Annotated in this window: 14 protein-coding genes; 7 read left to right on the forward strand and 7 right to left on the reverse strand. The window is 36.2% G+C overall.

Going from position 1 to position 25,682, the window contains the following annotated elements; genetic code table 11:
- Positions 1-2: 2 nt before the first annotated feature.
- A complete protein-coding gene (locus DF185_RS23765) occupies positions 3-3,443 on the reverse strand; it encodes a hydroxymethylglutaryl-CoA lyase-like TIM-barrel protein (protein WP_207784632.1) in 3,441 nt (1,146 codons plus the stop codon).
- Between the two features lie 591 nt (positions 3,444-4,034).
- Here DF185_RS23765 and DF185_RS11425 point away from each other — a divergent pair.
- From DF185_RS11425 to DF185_RS11435, 3 genes are all read left to right on the forward strand, one after another.
- Complete coding sequence (locus DF185_RS11425) at positions 4,035-4,871, forward strand: CvfB family protein (protein ID WP_110360878.1); 837 nt, start codon at positions 4,035-4,037, stop codon at positions 4,869-4,871.
- Positions 4,872-4,930: 59 nt separating this feature from the next.
- Complete coding sequence (locus DF185_RS11430; protein ID WP_110360879.1) at positions 4,931-6,517, forward strand: dipeptidase; 1,587 nt, start codon at positions 4,931-4,933, stop codon at positions 6,515-6,517.
- A gap of 148 nt (positions 6,518-6,665) precedes the next feature.
- On the forward strand, positions 6,666-8,669 hold the full coding sequence (locus DF185_RS11435; RefSeq protein ID WP_110360880.1) for a sensor histidine kinase: 2,004 nt from the start codon (positions 6,666-6,668) through the stop codon (positions 8,667-8,669).
- On the opposite strand, the gene DF185_RS11440 is transcribed toward DF185_RS11435, so the two are convergent.
- A complete protein-coding gene (locus DF185_RS11440; RefSeq protein WP_110360881.1) occupies positions 8,666-10,303 on the reverse strand; it encodes an ABC-F family ATP-binding cassette domain-containing protein in 1,638 nt (545 codons plus the stop codon). The two genes, DF185_RS11435 and DF185_RS11440, sit on opposite strands and share 4 nt — an antisense overlap.
- Positions 10,304-10,861: 558 nt before the next feature.
- The gene (locus DF185_RS11445; RefSeq protein WP_165836013.1) at positions 10,862-12,160 is read right to left on the reverse strand and encodes a citrate (Si)-synthase; all 1,299 of its coding nucleotides are present in this window, start codon (positions 12,158-12,160) and stop codon (positions 10,862-10,864) included.
- Between the two features lie 265 nt (positions 12,161-12,425).
- Between DF185_RS11445 and DF185_RS11450 the strand changes: the two genes are divergently transcribed.
- Positions 12,426-12,785: a DoxX family protein gene (locus DF185_RS11450; protein WP_110360883.1), complete on the forward strand. Its 360-nt coding sequence runs from the start codon at positions 12,426-12,428 to the stop codon at positions 12,783-12,785.
- A 360-nt stretch (positions 12,786-13,145) separates the two neighbouring features.
- On the opposite strand, the gene DF185_RS11455 is transcribed toward DF185_RS11450, so the two are convergent.
- The 3 genes from DF185_RS11455 to DF185_RS11465 form a co-directional block, all read right to left on the reverse strand.
- Positions 13,146-14,015 carry a Cbp1 family collagen-binding glycoprotein adhesin gene (locus DF185_RS11455; protein ID WP_110360884.1) on the reverse strand — a complete coding sequence of 290 codons (870 nt, stop codon included), beginning with the start codon at positions 14,013-14,015 and terminating at the stop codon, positions 13,146-13,148.
- Between the two features lie 527 nt (positions 14,016-14,542).
- Positions 14,543-15,493, reverse strand: a complete 951-nt coding sequence (locus tag DF185_RS11460; protein WP_110360885.1) for an ROK family protein — start codon at positions 15,491-15,493, stop codon at positions 14,543-14,545.
- 31 nt (positions 15,494-15,524) lie between these two features.
- On the reverse strand, positions 15,525-16,751 hold the full coding sequence (locus tag DF185_RS11465; protein WP_110360886.1) for a sugar MFS transporter: 1,227 nt from the start codon (positions 16,749-16,751) through the stop codon (positions 15,525-15,527).
- 249 nt (positions 16,752-17,000) lie between these two features.
- On the opposite strand from DF185_RS11465, the gene DF185_RS11470 reads away from it, so the two are divergent.
- The gene (locus DF185_RS11470; RefSeq protein ID WP_110360887.1) at positions 17,001-17,876 is read left to right on the forward strand and encodes an AraC family transcriptional regulator; all 876 of its coding nucleotides are present in this window, start codon (positions 17,001-17,003) and stop codon (positions 17,874-17,876) included.
- 10 nt (positions 17,877-17,886) lie between these two features.
- On the opposite strand, the gene DF185_RS11475 is transcribed toward DF185_RS11470, so the two are convergent.
- Entirely contained in the window at positions 17,887-20,757 is a 2,871-nt protein-coding gene (locus DF185_RS11475) for a LuxR C-terminal-related transcriptional regulator (protein WP_165836014.1), read from the reverse strand.
- Between the two features lie 434 nt (positions 20,758-21,191).
- On the opposite strand from DF185_RS11475, the gene DF185_RS11480 reads away from it, so the two are divergent.
- Entirely contained in the window at positions 21,192-24,164 is a 2,973-nt protein-coding gene (locus DF185_RS11480) for a SusC/RagA family TonB-linked outer membrane protein (protein ID WP_110360889.1), read from the forward strand.
- A 2-nt stretch (positions 24,165-24,166) separates the two neighbouring features.
- Positions 24,167-25,663: a RagB/SusD family nutrient uptake outer membrane protein gene (locus DF185_RS11485; protein ID WP_207784633.1), complete on the forward strand. Its 1,497-nt coding sequence runs from the start codon at positions 24,167-24,169 to the stop codon at positions 25,661-25,663.
- Positions 25,664-25,682: the final 19 nt, after the last annotated feature.

Raw genomic sequence — 25,682 nt, forward strand, 5'->3', positions numbered from 1 at the left:
CTTTATCCTACCAGTCTATTTTTAGGCTTTTGTGCCGTAAGCATTTCTTTGGTTTTGATATCAAGTTTCGACTCTTTCTCTTTTGGTTGAGTGATATCTCCTGTAGCCTGCTTAGAATCTCCTGCCAAGCTGTACAATCCGCGAAGAAGCATTTCATATTTTTCTTCTAATGGAATTGCAGCATAAGCCGCTTTCTTTTCCTCTATGATTCTTTGATTTTCAGCCTCTTCCGTAGCTACTCTTTCGTAATAAGCATCCGCTTTTCTGTTCTTTAGGAAGGGAGCTGCTACAGTTGGGAACAATTCCAACAACAACATTTCTTTCTCATTTTCAGCAAGCTTCACTCCTCCCAACTCATGCAAGACAGGATTCTCAGGAGCCTGATACTTGTTTACATCATAATCGGAAGCCTCGCTTTGTCCACAGATCTTATGACGGAATTCCGGATCGATTTCTATTGGTGTTTCGCCATATTCTCCTTTTACCAAATTAAAGAATTGATTATTTACATTAGTATATGGAGCTTTGCCGCTGTTCACATCCAATACATAGTTTACGGCCTGCACGCCAACAATTTGTGAGGATGGCGTTACCAATGGAGGACAACCTGCAGCAACACGAACCTCTGGTACTTTCTCCAATACGGTTGGCAATAAATCTTCCAAACCAAGTGCTTTTAACTGAGCCAGCATATTGGTATACATCCCTCCTGGAATCTCAGCAGCTTTCACTTTCTCATTTGGTTCAGGGAAGTTAAAGTACTTCTCGATTGCATGGCATGCCGCCAACAACTCTTCTTCCTTATCGGCTTTAGCCAATTCAATCGCCTTATCGAATAATGCATCAATCTCTTTCGGAAGATAATCAGCAGTAATATCGAACTCTAATGGGAACATTTTATAAGAATCAAATTCAGCAATTCTTTCACGGATTCCCTTCAGCTCCTTGTTAATGGCTACAACAGAATCCAAATTCACACCAGTATCCAAACCTAATTTATCGGCAAAAAGTTGGATTATTTCGAATGATGGAGCCGCAGGGCCTCCAGCAAAGTTAAGCATACAGGTATCCACCACATCAACACCATTTACAATGGCCATTAATACTGCCCCCAAACCATAGCCTGGAGTACAGTGGGTGTGGAAATCAACCGGAACTTTAAGCTCTTGTTTCAATCGCTTCACAATCTTACCTGATAATGATGGAGGAATCAATCCAGCCATATCTTTCACGGTAATCATATCCGCGCCAAGCGCTTCCATTTGCTTTGCCTTGTTCACAAAATAATTTACATCGAATATTTTCTTAGGTAATTTCTTACCTGATAAAAGAGCTTTCCATCTTTGCTTTTTGGTGAACTTTGGATCTACCGTATAACAAACCGCACAGTCGGCAATACCTCCTGCCTCTTTCATATACTTTATGGTGGTTTCCATGTTCTTCACATCGTTCAAACAGTCGAAGATACGCATGATACCCAAGCCTGATTTCACAGCATTCTTGTTAAAACCTTCGATTACCGACTCAGGATAAGGCGAGTAACCAAATAAGTTTCTACCACGCGACAAAGCTGTTAGGTGCGAAACATCACCAATTACTTCCTTAATGGATTCCAATCGGTGCCATGGATCTTCGTTCAGATAACGCATTACCGAATCGGGAATTGCACCTCCCCAAACCTCTAATGCGTAGAAATTAGCATCTTTATACAAAGGAAGAACCTTTTCTATTTCGTGTTGTGGCACACGAGTTGCAAACAGTGATTGCTGACCATCACGTAAAGTCAAGTCGCGAATCTTCAATTTGCGAGTTCTTTTGATTGCAGCTCTTTCTGCAGCAATTTTCTTGCGATTTTCTACTCTTTGAGCTTCAAATTCATCCCTGCGCTTACCTTCCAAATATCCTTTTGCTACCAATGGGAACAGTTCCAAAAGCATGTATTCTTTATCGTCTACAGCCAATTTCACATTTCCGTATTGTGGCAAATTTGGATTTTCCGGTGCCTGGTAATTGCTCACATCATAATCTTCTCTCTCTGGCTTTCCAGTAATCTTTTCACGAAACTCAGGAGCAATTTCGATTGGAGTAGTACCATACTCTCCTTTTACCAAGCTAAAAAACTGGTTGGATACATTTGTATAGAACGGGCGACCCGAGTTCTCATCGATAACACAGTTCACCGCCTGTACGCCTACAATTTGTGAAGAAGGGGTTACCAATGGCGGACAACCTGCGTCCAAACGAACCACTGGCACCACTTCTAACACTCTCTCAAGCAGGGTTTCCAAACCTAAAGCCTTCAACTGGTTTAGCATGTTTGTGTACATACCGCCAGGAATTTCCGCCTTCTTAACCATTTCGTTAGGAGCTGGGAAATTAAAATATTTTTCAATTGCATGACAAGCATCCAAGAGCTCAGCCTCTTTATCCGCTTTAGCATATTCTATAGCCTCATTGAATAATTGATCGATCTCAGCAGGAAGTTTATCTTTTGTAATATCAAATTCAAGTGGAAATTGCTTGTAGCTATCTACTTCAGCCAAAGCATTCGCACGAATCTCTTTCAAAATTTTGTTGATTTCAACCACTACCTCAGGATTTCCATCCAATTCAATGCCCAACTTCTGACAGAACAGGTAAATCAACTCGTATGCAGGAGCTGCGGATCCACCAGCAAAGTTCATGATGTTGGTATCGATAACATCCACACCATTAATAATGGCAGTTAAAGCCGAGGCTAAACCATAACCTGGTGTCGAGTGTGAGTGGAAATCAACAGGAATACTTAACTCTTCTTTAAATCGACGAATAATTTGACCCGCACGAGAAGGAGAAGCCAAACCAGCCATATCCTTCAAAGAAATCATATCGGCGCCAAGCTCTTCCAGTTTCTTTGCCAAGTTCACAAAGTATTCCAGGTCAAAGATCTGATCAGGAAGGTTCTTAATTGTTAGTCGATTACGATCTTCTTCTTTTTCAGGAAACTTAGAATCTACAGTATAACATACTGCACAATCGGCCATACCTCCAGCAGCTTTCACATACTTAATGGTCGACTTCATATTTTCAATATCGTTCAAACAATCGAAAATACGCATAATACCCAATCCTGATTTTACAGCTTGTGTATTAAACTTTTCAATTACTGATTCAGGATATGGACTGTATCCGAATAGATTGCGTCCACGAGATAAGGCCGTAAGTTTGGAAACATCGCCAATCTCTTTCTTAATGGACTCTAAACGGTACCAAGGATCCTCATTTAAATAACGCATTACAGAATCAGGTACAGCTCCACCCCATACTTCCATCGCATAAAAGTTTGCTTTTTTATACAAATGCAAAACTTTCTCTATCTCTGCCTGTGGCATTCTGGTCGCAAAAAGAGATTGCTGACCATCTCTTAATGTTAGATCTCTAACTAATAATTTCCTTGTCTTCATACCCTGACTTATTGAATTTCTACATCAAATTAACTCGAGAGAGAGTTATTTCATTGATCTCAAAATCCACGATTTCTTGATCACTCATCAAAAATAAAAACTATTCTTAAATAAGGAATTAATTCTCTATTGAGGCAAGCATGTTCTACAATACCTGATTTTATGGGTATAAACACTCATGTTAAATGATGATATTTTTCCTTAATAATACCAGCCAGAATTCGCAATCGATAACGAAAATTGCAATCTTAAATTTGATTTTTTATTAAAACCTAATAATAACGCATAGCTTGGTAATTTAGAGAGCAGCACGCAACAAATCAAGCTCTTATTTTAACTCATTCCTAAAGCAGGTGAAAAATACCCATTCCGTTTTTATCGATTTCAGTAAACATGCTCTACAACATACACTTCTTTCTATTCTGAATAATAGAAAGAAGCTTAAACAAAAGGTTTACAGTTAATAAATCTATCTCAATCTTCTCTTTTAGATATAGTCCGAGCATATTCGTAAAAAGTTGCTTACTTTTACGCATTAATTGATAAACCAAAACTTTCCATATCAATTGGAAACTGATTAAAATATAGCTTGTGAGTATTATAGGACAATATGCAGAATTAAAAGTTGCCAAATTGGTTGACTTTGGAGTGTTTTTAGAAGGTGAAGATGAAGCTTTGATCTTGCTTCCTAATCAATATGTTCCGCCAAAAACTCAAATTGACGATAAGATAAAGGTGTTTATTTACCGCGATTCTGAGGATAGAATTATTGCAACAACACTTAAACCCAAAGCAATTGTTGGGGAATTTGCAGTTCTTAAAGTAAAATCGGTAACCAATGTAGGTGCATTTTTAGATTGGGGATTGGCCAAAGATCTGCTTGTTCCGTTTAGCGAACAAAGAGATAAAATGCAGGTTGATCTTTCGTACCTGGTATACATCTATTTGGATAATGCCACAGGTAGAATTGTTGCTACAGCTAAAATTGAAAGAATCCTTCGAGACAATGAAGTATCATATAAAGAAGGTGATGAAGTAGATATTTTAGTAGGAAAAAGAAGTGAATTGGGTTTCCAGGTGTTGATTAATGATGATGCCTTGGGAATGGTATACAAAAACGAAGTTTTTGGACACCTGAAAATCGGTGATCAAAGAAAAGCATACATTAAGAAAATCCGCCGTGATGGCAAGATTGATGTTAGCCTTCAACAACAAGGTTATGTCAACGAAGTACCAAAATCGGGACAACAAATACTTGATTTATTGAAAGAAGAAGAAGGATTCCTTCCTTTAAATGATAAAAGCTCGCCTGAAGACATTTACTACTCACTCAAAATGAGCAAGAAAAACTTTAAGAAAGCAATTGGCCTGCTTTACAAACAGAAACTAATTACAATTGAGGATGCTGGAATCTACTTGGTTCAGTAAATGGATAGCAAAAAATTAAATCCTTTAATACAAGATCACTAATACACAACTAACTAAACATGAATTATTACTTAAGAAATTTATTTCTAGCTATTGTATTGCTGATTTCGGCAAATACAATGGCACAAGACAAATCGGATTGGCAAAATGGAGTGCCAGAAGGATGTACAACTGTGACTGTAGGAAAATTGGCTACAATTGATGGATCGGTTATTACTTCTCACACTGATGATAGCCACAGAACACGTGCTTGGATGGATGTTACTCCATCTATGAAACACAAAAAGGGAAGTAAGTTTGCTTTGTATGAAAGATCAGCATACGATAGTTTGGCAATGCCTACCTACCAGCACAAAAAGATTGGAGAAATCGACCAAGTAGAAAAAACTTACCAGTTTTTTAATACAGCTTATCCTTGTATCAATGAAAAGCAATTGGCAATTGGTGAATCTACCTTCGGTGGACGTGAAGAATTGTTCTCGAAAGAGTGTTTAATCGATTGTCAGCGCCTACAACAGTTAATGCTTGAGAGATGCACAACTGCAAGACAAGCAATTCAATTGGCTGATGAGCTATTAATGAAATATGGTTGGAGAGATTACGGAGAATGTTTGACCATTGCTGATAAAAAAGAGGTTTGGCATTTTGAAGTTGTTGGTCCTGGAAAAGGAAAAGTAGGTGCAGTATGGGTTGCTCAGCGTGTACCTGACAATCACATTTCGGTAAACGCTAATGCAAGTACCATTAAAGAAATCAATCTAAAAGATAAAGAGCATTTTATGGCATCGAAAAACATTTATTCGGTTGCCAAAGAAAATGGATGGTGGAAAGAGGGTGAAGTTTTCAAATGGAACTATGCTTACGCTCCTAAAAGCCGCCTATCATTAGCTTCTCGCAGAAGAGAATGGAGAGTACTTTCAATGGCTGCTCCTTCTTTAAAGCTAGATGCCAACGATAAAGATTATCCATTCTCTGTTCAACCAGATGAAAAAATCACAATGGATGAGTTGGTAGAAATCTTTAAGGATTACTACGAAGGAACTCCATATAACTTTGTGAAAAACATTAAGCAAGCAGATAAAGATGGTAAAGAAGTACTTTCTCCATTTGCAAATCCTTTCATGCCTTACGATATGAACCGTTTGTTCAGAGTTAACGGTGGTTGGGGCGAACTTGGCGAGAGAACCATTGCGCGTTGGTATACCATGTATGCAACCATTATTCAGTGTAGAGATTGGTTGCCTGATGAAGTTGGTGGAATTGTTTGGTTGGCACAGGATAATGTTGCTACATCAATTTACATTCCTGTATATGCAGGAACTACCGATTTGGCTGAATCCTACAAAGTAAAAGCTCGCAGAACAGGTTACACACGCAAATCTGCTTGGTGGGCTTTCAATCGTTTAGGTACTCTAACAGCACAACGCTGGGGTGATATGAGACATGATGTTGATACAGTTTTTGTTCCTCTACAGAAACAATATTTCGAAGAACAAGCTGCAATCGACAAAGAGGTAGCTAAAATGAGTAAGAAAAAACGCAAGGAGTTTTTAACCAATAGAAGTATCCAAATGGGTAAAGAAGTGGTAGAAAAAGCATGGGAAATTGGCGATGGACTTTGGACCAAATACGATGAGAAATTCTAATTATTTCCATCTCTAAAAAATAACAAAGGCCTTGGTACCAAAGTATCAAGGCCTTTGCTTTTAAACTAATTTGTTAAATAGGTTTTTATTTACTAATTTCACTTAACATTCACACAACTATCACCTTACAGATATATTACATTATACTTTGAACCAATTTAAAAAATCAAATATTGCCCCTAAGGATATCACCCAGAGCTTCTTTGTTTCTCTTATTATCATCATTGTAATTTTTACAATATCATTTTGGTTTATTTATAATCGTCAGATTAATCAGATAAATCAAGAACATATTGAACAGATAGAAAATCAGATCATAAAAGCCAAAAAGGAATATTTAAAAACTGCAGTAGACAGAACCATTGTAGAAATTAAACAAATCGAAGAGTTTTTTGGTAAAAAATATCCTGGAGATACGGTTTATATCAAAAGTCTGGTAATAGACCACATCAAAGATCATATCAGGCAGAATACTTTAATGAATTCTGGGTACATCTGGATTAATAAAATACTTGACTATGAAGGTGGAGACAATTATGCTATTCGCCTAATACACCCAAATTTAACCGAAACAGAAGGTCAATACCTTTCAACCAACACGACCGATATAAAGGGCAACACTCCATATTTAAAAGAATTGCAAGGTGTAAAAATGCATGGTGAACTATTCTTCACCTATTGGTTCAAGGAATTTAAATCTGATCAGGTTTCACAAAAACTAAGCTATGCTAAGCTCTACAAAAAATACAATTGGATCATTGCAAGCGGAATATACTTAAATGATATCGATGCTTTAATTCAAAATGAGTTAAAACATGATGAAATTCTTGGACATAAAAGAAATAACTTAACTCTTGTTTTAATAGGTCTTACCCTTCTGATTACATTTTTAATTGCTCTTTTCTATAAAAACCACTTATCTAAAACATTCAGGTTTTATACAAAAGAGGTTGAAAAAAGAGAAAAATCCTTACAGGAAATTAATGATGCTTTAGAACAAATTGTTTCCAAAAGAACTTATCAATTATCTGAAAGTGAGAAAAGATACAAAGCTATCTTTAGAAACAACCAGTCGATAATGCTACTAATAGATCCAACAAATGGACAAATTACTGATGCTAACAATGCCGCAATAAAATTTTATGGCTATGATTATAGTAAACTAACATCAATGCTTATCAGCAATATAAATACTCTCCCGCAAGATCGCATCAGCAAAGCTCTAAAATCAACTGTTTCTTCAAGTTCTGTTCATATTTTCAAACACAAGTTAGCAAGTGGTGAAATTAGAGATGTTGAGGTCTATTCCGAAGCCTTAATTATCGATGATAAAAAACTGCTATTTTCTATTGTTCATGATATATCAGAACTACGAAAAACCAAGCAAGAATTGGTGATTGCAAAGAAGAAAGCGGAAGAAAGTGACCAATTAAAAACTGCATTTTTGGCCAATATGAGTCATGAAATTCGTACGCCTCTTAACTCTATTCTTGGCTTTACCGATTTAATTTCAACGCCAAATATTAGTGCAAAACAGCAAGAACTTTATTCAAAAATCATTAATAGCTCAGGTGAGCAATTGCTAAGAATTATTGATGACATTATTGATATTTCACATATAGAATCTAATCAGTTAAGTGTATCGCTTGAAAGTGTTTCGGTAAATGGTCTAATTAATGAAATAGCCAATGTCTTTAGAAATGTATTAACTTCAAAAGACAAAAACTTTGTTGAACTACGTGTATTTATCCCTGATGAATCAAAGGATTATATTATCGCAACAGATACAGTTAGATTTACACAAATATGTAATAACCTGTTAGGGAATGCATTAAAGTTTACCGATGAAGGTCATATCGAGATTGGTTACACCACAAAATACGCCGAATTAGAATTCTACGTAAAAGACACAGGTTATGGCATTCCACAAGATCAACTTGAGTTGATATTTGAAAGGTTTGCTCAAGTTACTCATACCGAATACCGTGAAGGCAATGGACTTGGCTTAAGCATAACCAAAGGTTTGGTGCACTTACTTGGAGGTAAAATGCACCTTAAATCAGAAGTGAACAAAGGTTCAACCTTCTTTTTTACAATTCCTTTTACTAGTGTGATTGATACAAAACTGAGTGAATCAAAGGAGTTGAATTAATTTTTACGCTCTAATTCTCTCAGGTTCTCCATTTTCTTGGTTGATAGATATGAATTGATATCCCCCAAGTGTTCTTTCACACGCTTGTTACCAAATTCATAAACCTTGTCAACCAATCCATCAAGGAAATCACGATCGTGAGATACAACAATCAAGGTTCCATCGAAATCTTTCAATGCGGCTTTTAGAATATCTTTGGTCTTCATGTCCAAATGGTTGGTAGGCTCATCTAGAATTAATAAGTTCACTGGTTCAAGCAATAATTTAATCATTGCCAAACGAGTTTTTTCTCCTCCCGAAAGCACCTTTACCTTTTTGGTTGAATTGTCGCCCCCAAACATGAAAGCCCCTAAAATATCTTTGATTTTAGTTCTGATATCACCTTTTGCAACATGATCGATGGTTTGGAATACGGTCAAATCTTCATCCATTAAGGAAGCCTGATTTTGCGCAAAGTAACCAATCATGGCATTGTGTCCCAATGTTAAAGTACCACCATGATCAATCTCCTGCATGATTGCTTTAACCAAAGTAGATTTCCCTTCACCATTACGACCAACAAAGGCAACTTTCTCTCCTCTTTCCAATGTGAAGTTCACATTTTCGAACACCAAATGCTCATCGTAAGTCTTGCTCATCTCTTCCATAATTACAGGATAGTTTCCTGAACGAGGCGAAGGTGGAAATTTCAATCGCAAAGCAGATGTATCTTCCTCATCAACTTCAACAATCTCCAATTTCTCCAACATTTTAACCCTCGATTGTACCTGAAGTGTTTTAGAGTAAGTTCCCTTAAAGCGTTCGATGAAAGCTTTGTTCTCAACAATCATTTTCTGTTGCTCTTCGTAAGCCTTTTGCTGATGAGCTCTTCTGTCCTTTCTTAATTCCAGATACTCCGAATAAGATGCCTTGTAATCGTATATACGGCCCATTGTAATCTCAATGGTTCTGGAGGTAATTCGATCAACAAAAGCACGGTCGTGAGAGATTACCATAACCGCTTTTCCCGAATTAATCAGAAAATCTTCCAACCATTGAATCGATTCAATATCCAGGTGGTTGGTAGGCTCATCCAATAGAATCAAATCAGGCTTTTTCAGAAGAATCTTTGCCAGTTCAATTCTCATTCTCCATCCTCCACTAAACTCACTGGTTGGACGAGTAAAATCCTCTCTTTCAAAACCAAGCCCGATTAGCGTTTTTTCAACCTCCGAATCGAAATTGGTTTCCTCAATAGAATAGAATTTTTCACTTAAAGTGGATACATCTTCAATAAGCTTGTAATAGCTTTCCGATTCGAAATCAGTTCTCGAAGCCAACTCAGCATTCATCTCCTCAATCTGCTTCTCCATTTCGAAAATGTGAGCAAAGGCCTGAGCAGTTTCTTCAAAAACAGTTCTGGTATTCGATGTCATTAAGTGCTGAGGAAGGTAAGCAATGGTCTTATCTTTTGGTGTTGAAATACGACCACGAGTTGGTGTATCAACTCCTGCAATAATTTTAAGAAGCGTGGATTTCCCTGCCCCATTTTTTCCCATCAGAGCAATTCTATCCTTCTCATTAATTACAAATGAAATATCTTTAAACAAGCTTGTTCCGCCAAACTCAACAGCTAATGAATCTACAGTAATCATCTTTTTGGTTTAATTAATAGAAACCGTTTATAATTTATCCTTCAGTCTTTTTATATGAAGAAATGAAGCCTAACTTCGTTAAATTCCATTTAAATAGAACCACTATTCTTATGAAACTTGCCTTGTTACCCTTCATTTTTCATCAATAAAAAACTCTAAAAACAAATTAAAACTGTTTCTGTGCCGCAAAGATAATTATACCATTTACATATCAAAAACATCTTCAATTTGAGCATACCCCTGCTCTCGATCTATTTTTTATACACATTTATTTTCCAGAATATAATTCGAAGGAAAATAATTTATACAATCGTTTATTCCTAAATTCTCCCCTTCTAGGGGAGATCCCGACAGGAAGAAGGGTGTATTTTTAATTATATTTGTCCTATCTCACCCTTTAGTCTGTCGACAGTTTCCCTAAAAGGGAAACACTCAATTTGAAAATACTTTAAATGATTCAGCATTGCCAAATCAAAATAATTATTTCAGATCTGTGTATAAAAAGAGTAGACTCTCGGTGGTAGCATGCCCTGCTTAAATCGATAAACAAAAATCAATTCAAGAATTCACCTTATTTTCCATTAGTTTTTCTGCCACCCATTTGTTGGTAACACTTTTGGGACGAATGATGGGTTGCCCCAAACCCTGAGCCAGAACATTCTGCGCGCAAAAGCCCAAAACTCTTGAAACACCAAATAAAACCGTGTAGTAATCGAACTGGTTTAAGCCATATTTATACAATAGTGATCCTGAGGCAGCATCCACATTTGGCCATGGGTTAGCAACCTTTCCTCCTTTATAAGTTTTTAGAATATCAGGAACAACATGAAACAGCTTATTAGCAATCTGGTAACAAACATCATCGGAACAATGCTGCTTTCCAAAATTCATGAACTCCTTAAATCTCGGATCGGTTACCCTTAAAACTGCATGACCATAACCAGGGATTACCTTTCCTCCATCCAAAGTATCCAACACAAATTGTTTTACCTGGCTTTCATCCACATCATCGCCATACTTTTCTTTTATCGCCAATATAAATCGTAAGCATTCCTGATTTGCTAAGCCATGAAGCGGACCAGCCAAGCCATTTAATCCTGCCGAAATCGCATAATACAAATCAGACAATGCCGAATTCACAACTCTTGAAGTAAAAGCACTCACATTACCACCTTCATGATCGCAATGCAAAACCAGATAAAGTCTCATTAAATTGGCAAACTCATTACCCGAATCCGGTAAGCCAAGCATTAATGCAAGGTTAGCAGCCCAATCCAATTCCGGATCTCGTTCAATCAGTTTTCCATCGCAAAATCTGATTCTATAAATGCCCGCTGCCAGTTCAGGCAACTTGGCAATTACATTTAATGCATCCTCTAAAGTATATTTCCAATAATCAGCCTTAGCAATGCCTTTTAAATAGTTCTTCTTAAATACCGATTCTTGTTCCATCGATAAAATTCCCAAACTTAACATGCTCATAGGGTGAGTATCCTCAGGCAGTACCCTCAACATGTCCCAAGTATATTGAGGTACACCAGCTCTTTCATTCAACTCATTCCGAAACTCCGACAAAAAATCTAGTCCAGGTAATTTTCCAGTACATAACAAAAAGAATATCTCTTCAGGAAATCTATCGGCAAGTTCCTCAACCGTATACTTACCAACATGAAGACCCGAGTACGGATCAACAAAAGAAGTATTACAAACCAATGCAGTTAATCCTCTCATTCCACCATAAACTTGCCCTACCGTAACTTCTGATAGAACTGTATCTCTTCCTCCTGCAAAAATCTGATCTATTTCATCCTTTAATTGAGTGAGGTTATTCTTTATTTCATTTCTTAAAATGGACATATCCAACAACTTTAAACCGTAACAACAAAATCCAACTAGAAGTATGCATTGCTGCATTTCAAAAGAAAAAGGGGGTCTTCTTAATTTACGAAAAATCAAACAGATTTGCGGTTAAATAAGGCATTTGCTTATCACAATACAGAACATATTAACCAAATTTAATTGTCGGAGAACATACACTTGTACCATTTTAATAATTGATTAACATTTTAAACAAATCATTTATCCTACCTTTCTATCTGAAATCATTTAAAATAAAAACACAATGGAAAAGCGAAATAAGATTATTTATTGGATTGCAACCGGATTGCTTACTGCCTTAATGTTAATGTCGGCAAGTATGTATTTTCTGAATTACGAAATGGTGAGTGCCACTTTCCTGAAATTAGGATTCCCAACTTTTGTGATTTACCCCTTAGCTGTAGCCAAACTGTTAGGTTTAGTTGCCATACTATCTAAAAAATCGCAACTATTAAAGGAATGGGCTTACGCCGGATTTTTCTTCGATTTTGTACTTGCTTTTTTTGCACACATTATTGCGCAAGATGGCGAATTCGCTCCGGCACTCGTGGCAATCATATTATTGGTAGTTTCCAGAATATACGATAACAAAGTGTTTAGGTAAAACAAAGGCATCTATCGCTGTACCTGATTTGTAATAAGGGACCGTGGAGTTCTGAATTTTCAATTCAATAAATCGGATTATAAATCCTATACTCCAATCCTGTGATCTACAAATTCACAGGAGCCAAAGATCGTACGATGACAAATTATTTGCTCAAACAACTTGGGCAGCTTACCCAAACACTTTGAGCAGTCTAGTCAAGCAACTTGGGCAGTATTACCCAAACAACTTGGGCAGCTTACTCAAGCAACTTGGGTAGCATTACCCAAACGCCTTGAGTAGTAAAAGTCAAAACTATGCATAACAAAAAAGCATCCCTAAACTGGGATGCTTTTGAATACAAGCTCTGTTTGTATTGTATTATTTCACTGCAACAACTAAGTATTTTGAAGCTTTCCAGAATTCTTCAGGATTTAAGATTGTAATTGCTTCAACCTCTTTTTCTGTTCCTTCTAGTCTGTATGAATCACTTGGGTGTGAAGTTACCAAGCTAACTTTTTTACCTGATACTGGAATTGTTGTAGTTTGGGTAATGTCAATCTGGTTAAAGTTCTCAGGATTGATTTTTTGGTTCAATTTGTTTGTTGCACCAATTCCCAATAAACCACCTTGGCTAGTAACCACTTGTTTCATTTTTAACTCCTTGATATCGCCAATCACATAATGTGCTGTATTCAAGTCAGTAGTTTGCTCTTCAATAATTTTTGCCTTGTTTTCGTTCTCTGTGTTCAATGCTACAACTGTACCGTTCAATTCAGTTACTTGTCCATTTAAGTTTTCAACTTCAACGTTCAATTGAGCAACTTGATCAGACAATGCTGCGATGGAAGCATCTTTCTCTTCAACTTGTGATTTTAAACCAGCAACCAATTTCTTTAGTTTCGAGTTTTGGTACCAACTGTTCTTCAATTTCTTATCCAGGCTTTCAATTTTAGCTCTGTTTTCTTCCAACAACTCACGAACCAGGTTCAAATCATTAACCATTTGTTCTTTCTGTCCAACTGAAGGATTCTCATTGGCATTAACAGAAATGATCTGTTCTTTCTCTTTAATGATATTCAGGTTTGCTGCAATAACATCAAACGACTCAACAAATTCATCAATAGTAGAATCTTTCTCTTGTGCCATTACGGTCAACTGCTGATTCTGCTCACGAAGTTGTTTTAATTCTTTTTGGTTACAAGCTGTAAAAAATGGTAACACTAATAATGCAAATACTAACTTTCTCATAATTCTTAATTTTTAAACAGGTTTACATCAATTCAAATTCACAATTACTATATGAGAATACTGTGCCGTAAATATTTTTCATGCCAAAAGGGAAGTATAAAAATCACTTACCCATTGATAATCTTGCACTTTAACTCTTTTCATTTTTTTGGCACATCAAAATATCGAAAATGCAATGGACAAAAATCTGTGGTAAAGATTCCACACTTTGTAGAAAAGGATTCTACAAAAAAAGCCTGCACAAGGCAGGCTGGAGGGTATACCTTCGAAATATTCCGAAGGCAATCGATTATCTTTTAATTAGAATATGAGCGAATAAAAAATTGCAAACTGTCTAATTTAGGAATTCTTCCCTCCTAGGGAAGATGGCGACAGCCAGAAGGGTGTTTTATAGATTATAATTGTTGTATTACACCCTTTTCCCTATCGGGATTTTCCCTAAAAGGGAAAAACTCAACTTGCAAAATTCTATAAATAACTCATTACTACTCAATAAATGCAACTACTTTAAACATTGAATCCCATTCTTATTTCTTATTCCAAATTAAGGCAGCAGCTCCCAATACGGCAGCGTTATCTTTAATTCCAGAAGGCAGAACTTGAATTTTTCCTTTATAGATAGGCATTAGATTTTTCTCTAGAGTTTCTCTTACTGGTTCAAACAAAATATCTCCAGCTTTAGCAAGACCTCCAAACAAGAAAATTGCTTTTGGACTGGTAACAGCAACTACATTGGCCAAAACTTCACCCAACATTTGCGCCGTATATGAGAATGTTTCATGCGCAACCAAATCACCTCTTCCTGCAGCTTCAGCCACCATTTTGGCTGTTAGCTCGCTAAAAGGAATATCTCTTAGTTCACTATCTCCCAGGTGTCTTGCCAATAGTTTGTATACCGATCGTTTTACTCCTGTAGCCGAAACATAGGTTTCCAAACATCCTTTTCTTCCACATCCACACTCACGTCCGCTCTTGCGAACAATCATATGACCAACTTCTCCTGCAAAACCATCGTGTCCGTATAGCAAATCTCCATTTACAACAATACCACTTCCCAATCCAGTACCAAGTGTTATTACCATGAAGTTGTTCATGTCTTTTGCTGCACCAAATACTTTTTCTCCCATTGCTGCAGCATTGGCATCATTGGTAATTATTACCGGAACATCCAATCGCTGTTTTATCAATTCAACCAATGGAACACTTCCCTTCCACTTTAAATTTGGAGCATTCTCGATGGTACCTGTATAATAACTTGCATTAGGTGCACCAATACCAACGCCAATGATATTTAAAACTCCCCCGTACTCCTTCAACTTTACATCAACAAGCTCGAATAAATCATCCAGATATTTATTAATATCATCATGCTGTTGTGTTGGGATACTACCTGAAACCAAACAGTTCCCTTCACTATCAATACAACCAAAAACAGTATTGGTTCCTCCTATATCTATTCCTAAAGCAACTTCCATCATATCAATACTTCTCCTCTATTTATTAAATATCCTAATGCTTGTGTCCTTTTAATGCGTAATACAATATATAGGCATAACACAAAATTGCTACTACAAAAGAATTAGCCAAGCCAAAGCTATCTGCCAAAACTCCCATGATCATAGGAACAACTGCTCCACCTACAATGGCAAGACATAGAATACCTGATCCCTGACTGGTATGTTTTCCTAAACCATCAATTGCTAAGGTAAAAATGGTTGGGAACATGATTGAGTTGAATAATCCAACCAATACAATACTCCATAGTGCAACGTATCCAGTTGTCATTATACTGATTAAAATCAGAGCTACAACCATAACCGAATTAAATGCCAACACTTTAGCTGCAGATATTTTTTGCATTACTACAGAACCAATAAATCGGCCTACCATTGCACCTCCCCAAAATACAGAAACATATGTGGCTGCTTCGGCTTCACCAAATAAATGTAAGCCCTCATCACCAAAGTACATCACCAAAGCACTACCGATTGCAACCTCGGCTCCAACATATGTGAATATTCCTATTGCTCCTAAAACCAAATGACGAAACTTCCAAGCTGATCCTTCAGCCTTTTCTTCTTCCGCATCCTGAATTTTAGGAAGCTTTACAAATGCAAAAATTACTGCAATTAAGATTAAAGCCAACGCCAACCCTACATATGGCATTTGCACTGCTTCTGCCTTTCCTACATTATCCGTTGCAGTGTTATCAAGAATTAACCAAGCGCCAAATATTGGAGCAACAGTAGTTCCCAATGCATTAAACCCTTGAGTTAGATTCAATCTACTTGATGCAGTTTCTGGCGTACCCAATTCTGCTACATAAGGATTCGCAGCTACCTGCAACACAACAATACCCGATGCAAGAACAAATAGTGCAAACAAAAAGAACCCATAGGATAAGAAATTAGCAGCAGGGAAAAACATTGCCGCACCAATACCTGCAATTGTTAATCCTGTTACAATTCCCATTTTATAACCAATCTTTCCAATGATCCAACCTGCTGGCAACGACATTAAAAAGTAAGCACCAAAAAATGTAAACTGCACAAGCATTGCTTGTGTAATCGATAAATCAAATAATCCTTTTAAATGAGGAATTAGAATGTCATTCATACAGGTCAAAAATCCCCACATGAAAAATAATGAAGTTAGTAATGCCAATGCACCCTTGTAATTCATTCCGCTTTTAGCTCCGGTATTTCCAGAACTAACATTTGTACTTATCGATACCATAATCTTATAAATTCAATCGTTTGAGTTATTTGGAAGACAAATCTCTTTGATTTTAGAATAAGTTCATTTTACTATTTTACCATTTAATTGTACTATATTTGCATTCACACCATACATCACCTTCATATCAGCTAATACATTATTACCATTAGGGAAATAAGTATCATTAGTAGGTTCAATACTTAGATTAAAACTATATTAGCAGATTACAGAAGTATCTTAGACAATAACTGATAAAATATTACAAGTATGTCGTTGGTTTTAGAAGAAATTTCGGTCAAAAGGGAACATTCATTCCGTTCAAAAATTGATGTATTACCACACATTGAGGTGCCTTGGCATTACCATCCTGAATTTGAATTGATCTTTATTGAAAAGAGTCATGGAACCCTAGTAGTTGGGGATTGTATCGACCATTTCAATGATGGAGATATGATATTTATCGGCCCCAATACCCCTCATATCATGAAAAACGATGATTTGTTTTATAGCAAAGAATCAGAAGAAAGAGTGATTGCATGGGTGGTGCATTTCAAAGAAGATAGTTTTGGCAAAGAATTCTTCCTTTTGCCTGAGATGAGAAGAATCAAAGAGATGTTGATTAACTCATTTAAAGGCATTCGAATTGAAGGAAGTACCAAGTACAAAATTATTCAACACCTAAAAAACCTTCATACTTCAGATTATTCCCAAAGAATAATTGTTCTATTACAGATCTTACAACTTATTGCCCAATCGGAGGATTTGGAGTATTTGGCATCAGATAGTTTTGTTGAATCATTTAAACAAAGTAGCAACCAAAAGCTATACAAGATTTACGAATACGTAAGTGAAAACTTTCAACAAAAGATTGATCTTGAAGAGGCTGCAAAAATTGCCAATATGAGTAAAACAGCTTTTTGCAGGTTCTTTAAAAGTAAAACACAAAAAACTTTCTCTGAGTTTTTGAATGAAATGCGCATTAACTATGCTCAAAAACTATTGGCAGAGGGGAAGCTTAGTGTATCACAAATCGCCTATGAATGTGGATTTAATAGTCCATCATATTTCAATAAGCAATTTAAGGCCTTTACAGGTAAATCGCCTAAAGAGAAGAAATCTGAAATTCAGAGTAGCTACATCTAATAGATAAAATTTAATTCAAGTCCATTAAAAAGGAAACCAAGTTTTGTTTGTTATTCAAGCTTAGCTTTTTTCGGAGACGATAACGTTTTACTTCAACGCTCCTTTCCGAAATATTCAACAACGAAGCAATTTCTTTTGAAGTCATATTCAGCCTTAAAAGAGCACAAAAACGCAAATCATTTGGTGTTAAATCCTTATATCTGCTCTTCAAAATCTGATTAAAAACATCGTTTGCCTTATCAAAGTTCTCATTGAAAATTCTCCAATCATCTTCGCTAGAAATGTTTCCTTGAATCAATTTATTGATGGATGTCAGTTCTTTGCGAGCATTTTTAGCTACAACATGTTCGTCAAGGATTTTTAATCTTAATTTTAAATCATTTAAAAGCTCATTCTTTTTGGTTACCAACATGGTATAGCTGGCCAATTCCTTCGATTTATTTTGAATTTCGGCCTGTAAATGCTCATTCTTTAGTTTGATAATATGCTTTTGGTTCTCTGCCTGAAGTTTTTGAAAGTATTTCTCTTTTTGTCGCTCCAACTTTCTTTTATAGAATAACCTCAACACATACCAAAGTGCTAGAATCAAAACAATATAAGCCAATATCGCAAACCTTGACAAATACCATGGAGGCAATATTTTAAAAGTATATTCAATTGTTTTTGAAAAGTTGCCATAATCATCTACCGCTCTTAATTGAAAGGTGTAGGTTCCATAAGGAATCTGATTATATTTCACTTTATTGCTTATAGACGGAGGTGACCAAAACGTTTCATATCCATCTAATTTCCACTGATACTTAACATTACCATATCGGTAATCTGGCAATGCAAACTTAAATTCCAGGCTATTCATTCGCTGAGGAACTTCAGGTGTGGTGTCCAGGCGAATATTATTTCTAGCATTTAATAAATGAGAAGTACTTATTACTTCGCGCAACATTACCTTCTGTTCTTCAATTTTAGTTCTATCATACAACATGGATTGTTTAAATAAAGCAAAGCCATCATCCAAGCAAACCATATAGTAACCATCATCAAGCTTTTTAATATTTTCATAACCACTTAGATTCTCCCCCTTAAAAAACAGAAATTCAGAAGCATCCAATTTATCTACTTTTCCATTCTTGAATTGTACTCGAGCTACTTTATCATCCTTAAAAAACCAATACTGGCCTTCACCCGAACCTATAATTTTGTGTGATGCCTTAAATTCTTTAAGTTGCTCGTTCAAATATTGAAATTCTTCTAACTGCTTTGTCAAATAATTAAAGGACAATAAGTTTTCTCCAGAAGCTATTACAATCTGTTCATCAACTTCAAACACATTTATATTGTAATCAGATTGTAAACCATCTTGCTGAGAAAATAACCTAACTTCCGTAACTCTCTCATATTTCGAGTCAACCTTAAGACGATACAATCCTTTATAAGCATGACTGGCCCATATATTTCCCTTATAATCAATCTCCAAATATTCCGTTGGTTCAGTAAAACCTGATATATTATGAGAATAAATCCAAAGACCATTAACCTTTTTATAAACCGCCAAACCAATATATGTACCCTGAATCAACAGTTCAGGACCAGCTCTTTTTATCACCCAACCACCGGAGACATCCGAAATTTTATCAATGTCATTAATGCTAATACGAAATGTTCCCTTATTATGTCCACATAGCAATTGTCCATCAATTTCCTGTAGGCTCCACACCTGTCCTTCTGTACCTTTTACAAATTCAAAATCACTTAATAACTGATGTTCATCCTTATCCCAGTTTGCCACAAACAATCCATGATTGGTTCCTAAATACAATCTCCCGGAATATACCGCTGCAGCATATGATGTTCCAATATCTCCTCTACGATCTTCATAATATTCAAAAGGTGAGTTTAAATGAATATTTGCAATTCCTTTATCAAGACTAATCCATAAGTTCTGATGCTTGTCAGCCAATACTCCCAATACGGTATTATTCAACAAACCAGAACTTTTTGAAAGCTGATAAACCAGATTGCCATTGGAATCAAATATTAACACCCCTTTTGTAATGGTTCCCACAACATACAAACGTCTATTGTGGATATCAACGGTAATTCCTCTGTTGAGCTGATGCTTCCTAAGTAAACGACCAACTTCGGTAGACCACTCCTCCATTTTACTACCATCATATAAAAACAATCCATCCAAATCTGTTCCTATCAACAGTTTGTTTTCGGAGTATGGTAGCACAATTGAAATATTTCCTCGCAGATTACGATTGATTCCTTTTAATTCTATAAGTTGATCATTCTTTAACTCAAATAAACCTCCATCTATCAAACTCACCAAAATCCTTTCATCCAATACAAAGAAGAAAAAAATATTACTTGGCGCAGATGTTTTTTGAATTCCATGATAATCGTAAACATACAAGCTTGCAAATGATTGAAAATAAACATTGTCACCTACAACTCTGATCTTCCAAAAATCCTGATTCTTTATTTCTTCTGATTCGAACAAGTGTACCAAAGAATGGTATTCAAACTGTCCTTCGGCATTGTATTGCCAAAAACCAAATTCTTCGTGAGCTCCAACAAATACCTTTCCCGAAGAATCTACAGCAACCGACCTTACAATCTGTTTTCCTGGCAATTCGAACAACTGCCACGACTCCCCATCATACTCCAACAGCCCACTTGAATTTGCGAAATAAAGAACCCCATTTTTTGCTTGAGCAGCATCCCAATTTTGGTTAGCTCCTCCATAATCTCCCTTCTGAAAATTTTCCACATGAGGTAATAAAAGATTCTTCCCATCTAATGTTTCTGCCATAGCAGATTTAAACAGGAGAAAAAGAATTGAAAACAACAGAACTCTATGCCAGATATTTTTCTTCATTTCACTATCTCTTTTATACCAAATATTCATTTCATAATAATTAGGAATCTTTAAGCTAATGTATTTGCGAGTTGTTCAGCAAATGAATTTCCTCCTTAAAAATCAGTGCTCAAATGTAATAATTTACCACAACATTACCACAACACGATAAAAAACATACCAAAACAATGCAAACGTATTACCATCCTACATCTCAATATTATTGGGCATCACAAACCATACACCACTATTTCATCTTGAATGATGTAGTAAAGTATTGGATCATTATTTTTTTTGACGATATAGAGCTATGATATTTGTATTGGAAAAAGTTCAGCTGACTATATCTACAAATGAATTTGAAAAGGACTCTTTAATTTTCCATTGCTTCGAAATCGATGTCATTGCAAAGGGAGCTTCTAGAAATCCTTCGATATGTAATTTAATTTAGACCTATGAAAAAAAATATTCTTATCATTCTACTTGCCCTTTTCAGCACTTTGGGATATGCCCAAAATCTGAAAATTACAGGGAAAGTAACTAACCAATCCGACGGATTTGGTATTCCTGGAGTAAGTATTCTTATAAAAGGAACATCAGATGGTACTGTCACAGATATTGATGGAAACTATAATATTTCAGCAAGCGCTAATGACATATTAGTTTTTAGTTTTATTGGAATGGAATCTCAAGAAATTACTCTCAACAACCAATCTGTTGTTAATGTAGTTCTTAAAGAATCAACTACTGGACTTGAAGAAGTTGTTGTGGTTGGTTATGGTATTCAAACAAAAAGCGATATCACAGGTTCTATTGTTGGTGTAAAAAGCGATGATCTTGAAAACACCTCATCTGCATCACCAATTCAAGCCATTCAGGGTAAACTTGCCGGTGTACAAATCGTATCATCAGGTGCTCCAGGTGCTGCACCAATGGTTCGAATCAGAGGTGTTGGTACCATGTTAGCAGGAGCAGATCCTTTATATGTTGTAGATGGAGTAATAACGGGCGATGTTCGCAACATTAATCAAGACGATATTCTTTCTGTAGATGTTTTAAAAGATGCTTCATCTGCTGCAATTTATGGTGTTAGAGGTGCAAATGGTGTAATTATTATCACAACAAAATCAGGTAAAAAAGGCAAAATGAAAGTCAACTACAATACAAAAGTTGGGTTTCACCAAATGATCAATGAAGTAGATATGGCCGACAGCCAATTGTTTGCAGAATATTCAAACGAAGCTGCAGCCTACGACAATCAAGAAGCTCCATATGATCTTGCAAACTTGCAACACAATACCAATTGGCTTGATGAAATTACAAGAACTAGCTTTACTCAGGATCACAATTTATCAGTTAGTGGTGGTGGTGAGAAAAACACCTACTTCTTCAGTCTTGGATACATGAAAGATGAAGGTATTCTTAAAACCAATGACTATGAAAGACTATCTCTTCGCTTAAACAACACCTATCAAATTAACGATGCAATTAAAGTAGGCAACAATATTAGCATTTCAAGATTCAAATCAGACAATGCTCCTTACAGCACATTTACAACTGCTTATCGCGCAGCACCAACTGTTCAGGTTAAAGATACAGACGGAAACTACGGTTCTACAATAAAAAATAATGTTGGTAACCCGGTTGCCACTTTAGATTACAATAACGATCGTAGCTGGGGAACTCGTATTCAGGGAACTGTATTTGCTGAATTGGAAGTGATTAAAAACCTGAAATTTAAATCAAGTTTTGGTGTAGATGCTAGCTACAATCAAGGAAAAGTATACAATCCAGTTTACAACGTTAATGCCAATCAGAAAAATGAAAAATCTTCTCTTTCAATTGGTAAAAACGATTCTGAGTCATGGATTTGGGATAATATCTTAAGCTATGAATTCAAGCTAAACGAAGATCATGACTTCAAAGTAATGGCTGGTGTAACTGCTGAAAAAACGAAGACCAATTGGTTAAATGGCTCTCGTCAAGATGTTCCTAACGATGAAGATTACTGGTATCTTGATGCAGGTTCTGAATCTTCGATGACCAATGGTAATGGTGGGGACAAATTTAGTCGTAATTCCTACATTGGACGATTAAATTATGCTTATGCAAATAAGTATTTACTGACTGCTACAATCAGAAGAGACGGATCTTCAAAAATATCAAAAGATCAACGATGGGGTACATTCCCATCAATAGGATTGGGTTGGAGAATTTCTGAGGAAGCATTCATGGACAATTTTTCATGGTTAGACAACTTAAAATTAAGAGCTAGTTGGGGTAAATTGGGAAATGATAACATCTCCTCATCAGCTTTTATTAGAACAATGGCTCCTAACTTGAATTACGTATTGGGTCCAGATCAAGCGGTAGTTCCAGGTACCATCGTTAGAGATATTAAAGATCCTAACTTAAAATGGGAAGTAACTGAAGAGTACGATCTTGGATTAGAGTTCTCTATCCTAAACAACAAACTTACAGGGGAAATCGATTATTACAATAAATTAACTTCTGATGCACTAATCAATGCTCCACTTGATGCTATTTTTGGTGATACTGAATTCCTTACCAATAAAGTAGATGTTCGTAATGAAGGTTTTGAGGTAGCTCTAAACTGGAGAGAAAAAATTAATGATGACTTAAGTTTTTCTGTTGGGGTAAACATGACTCATAACATCAATAAAATTGAAAATGTAAATGGAGGTCTTCCGATTGTAAGTGGAAGTCTTGAAAATGGTCAGGTAACAACTCGCACAGAAGAAGGTGAAGAAATCGGAAGTTTTTGGGTATACCAAACTGATGGCATCTTCCAAAATCAAGCTGAGATTGATGCTTATACAAATTCAAACGGTGAAAAAATCCAAGCTAATGCAAAACCTGGTGATTTCAAATACAAGGATACCAATAACGATGGTGTATTGAATGATGATGACCGAGTTTACAAAGGATCTTACCAACCAAAATTATACTATGGTATCAATGCAGGTGTAAACTATAAAAACTTCGATTTCAGCATCGATTTTTATGGTAATTCAGGAAACAAGGTGTACAATGGTAAAAAAGCACAGCGTTTCGGAAATGAAAACATCGAAGCTTCTCTAGTCGACCGTTGGACTCCTACAAATCTATCAAACACAACTCCAAGAGCTTCTAATAATGTACCTATTGCATCATCTTACTATGTTGAATCAGGTTCTTATTTTAAAATCAACAATATAACTCTAGGATATACATTCCCTAAAGAATGGTTAAGTGCAATTGGATTTGAAAAAGTAAGATGGTATTTGTCTGCAAGCAATCCAAAAATCTGGCAAGATTACAGTGGCTATACTCCTGAACTTCCTGGAGGAGCTCTTAACTCAGGTATTGAGTTGAATGCACACCCTGCATCGGCTACATACCTTATGGGATTGAACATTACATTCTAATTATGAAACAAATAAATTTAAGACACATGAACCTTAAAGGAACATATATATTGTCTGCGGTATTACTTGTTGCTTCTGGACTTTTTCACACTTCATGTAGTGATGATTTTTTAGAAATTGATCCACAAGTTACCCAGACTCCGGAAGACTACTTCTCATCATCTACTGACGCAGCTACAGAAGTCGTAAATGCTGTTTATAATAACCTATTGCAATGGGATCAACATTCATTTTCATGGAATGGCGTATCCAGTATAACTTCTGATGATGCCGATAAGGGTAGTGATCCTGGAGATACAGGAGCTGACAAGCATGAATTAGATAACTTCACTTTTTCTGCTTCAAGCGTTTCATTCAACGAAATTTGGGTGGCAAACTACAGAGGAATTTCTTTTGCCAACCAAGCTTTAGATATCATTCCTGGATTGGAGATTGAAGATGTTTTGAAAAAAAGACTTGAAGGTGAAGCTAAATTTTTAAGAGCATATTATTATTGGAACCTTGTTAGATGTTTTGGTGGTGTACCAAAAATCGACAAAATTCCTGATCCTGCAAATGCAGAAGACATTACAAATGGAAGAACAAGAGCTTCTAAAGAAGATATATACAAGTTGATTATTTCCGATTTACAATTTGGAATTGAAAATCTTCAGGAAAGAAGTGCAATGAATTCTTCTGATTTGGGAAGAGCAACAAAAGGTGCTGCTAAAACTTTCCTAGCTAAAGTATACATGTACCAGAAAAACTGGGATGAAGCATTTAAATTAACAAATGAAGTCATTCAGTCAGGAGAATATTCTTTAGTAGCTGATTACGCTCAAATATGGAGAGAAAGCGGAGAAAACTCATCAGAATCCATTTTTGAGGTTCAAGCATCAGGCACTACTCCTAATAAAGGTATTCAAGGATATGTTGCTCATCAAGGAGTAAGAGGTCAATTAGGATGGGGATTTAATACTCCGAGTAAAGATCTTGAAGATACTTATGAAGCTGCTGATCCGCGTAAAGATGCAACGATCATTTTCCCTGGTGAAACAATGTGGGATGGTGTTGAAATTAACGCATCAACTCCAAATCCAAGATACAACGAAAAGGCATACATCAGTAAAACAATGGAAACCTTCAATGGGAACGATTGGGAGTCGAATAAGAACATACGTATTTTCAGATATGCAGAAGTATTATTAATTAATGCAGAAGCTGCCAACGAATTGGGACAAACAGCAAATGCACTAACTTCTTTGAATCAGGTGAGAAACAGAGTAGGTTTGACTGATGCTACCAGCGATAATCTAAAAGAAAAGATCTGGCATGAAAGAAGAATTGAATTGGCTATGGAGCATGATAGATTCTTCGACCTTGTTCGTCAGGGAAGAGCTGGAGAAGTTCTTAGAGCACATGGCAAAAGCTTTGTTGACGGAAAACATGAGGTATTCCCTATTCCACAAACACAAATCGAACTTAGTGGTGGTATTCTAACTCAGAATCCAGGTTATTAATTTCATTCATTTTTTCTTC

The sequence above is a fragment of the Marinifilum breve genome, assembly GCF_003202155.1.
GTDB classification, from domain to species: Bacteria; Bacteroidota; Bacteroidia; order Bacteroidales; family Marinifilaceae; genus Marinifilum; species Marinifilum breve.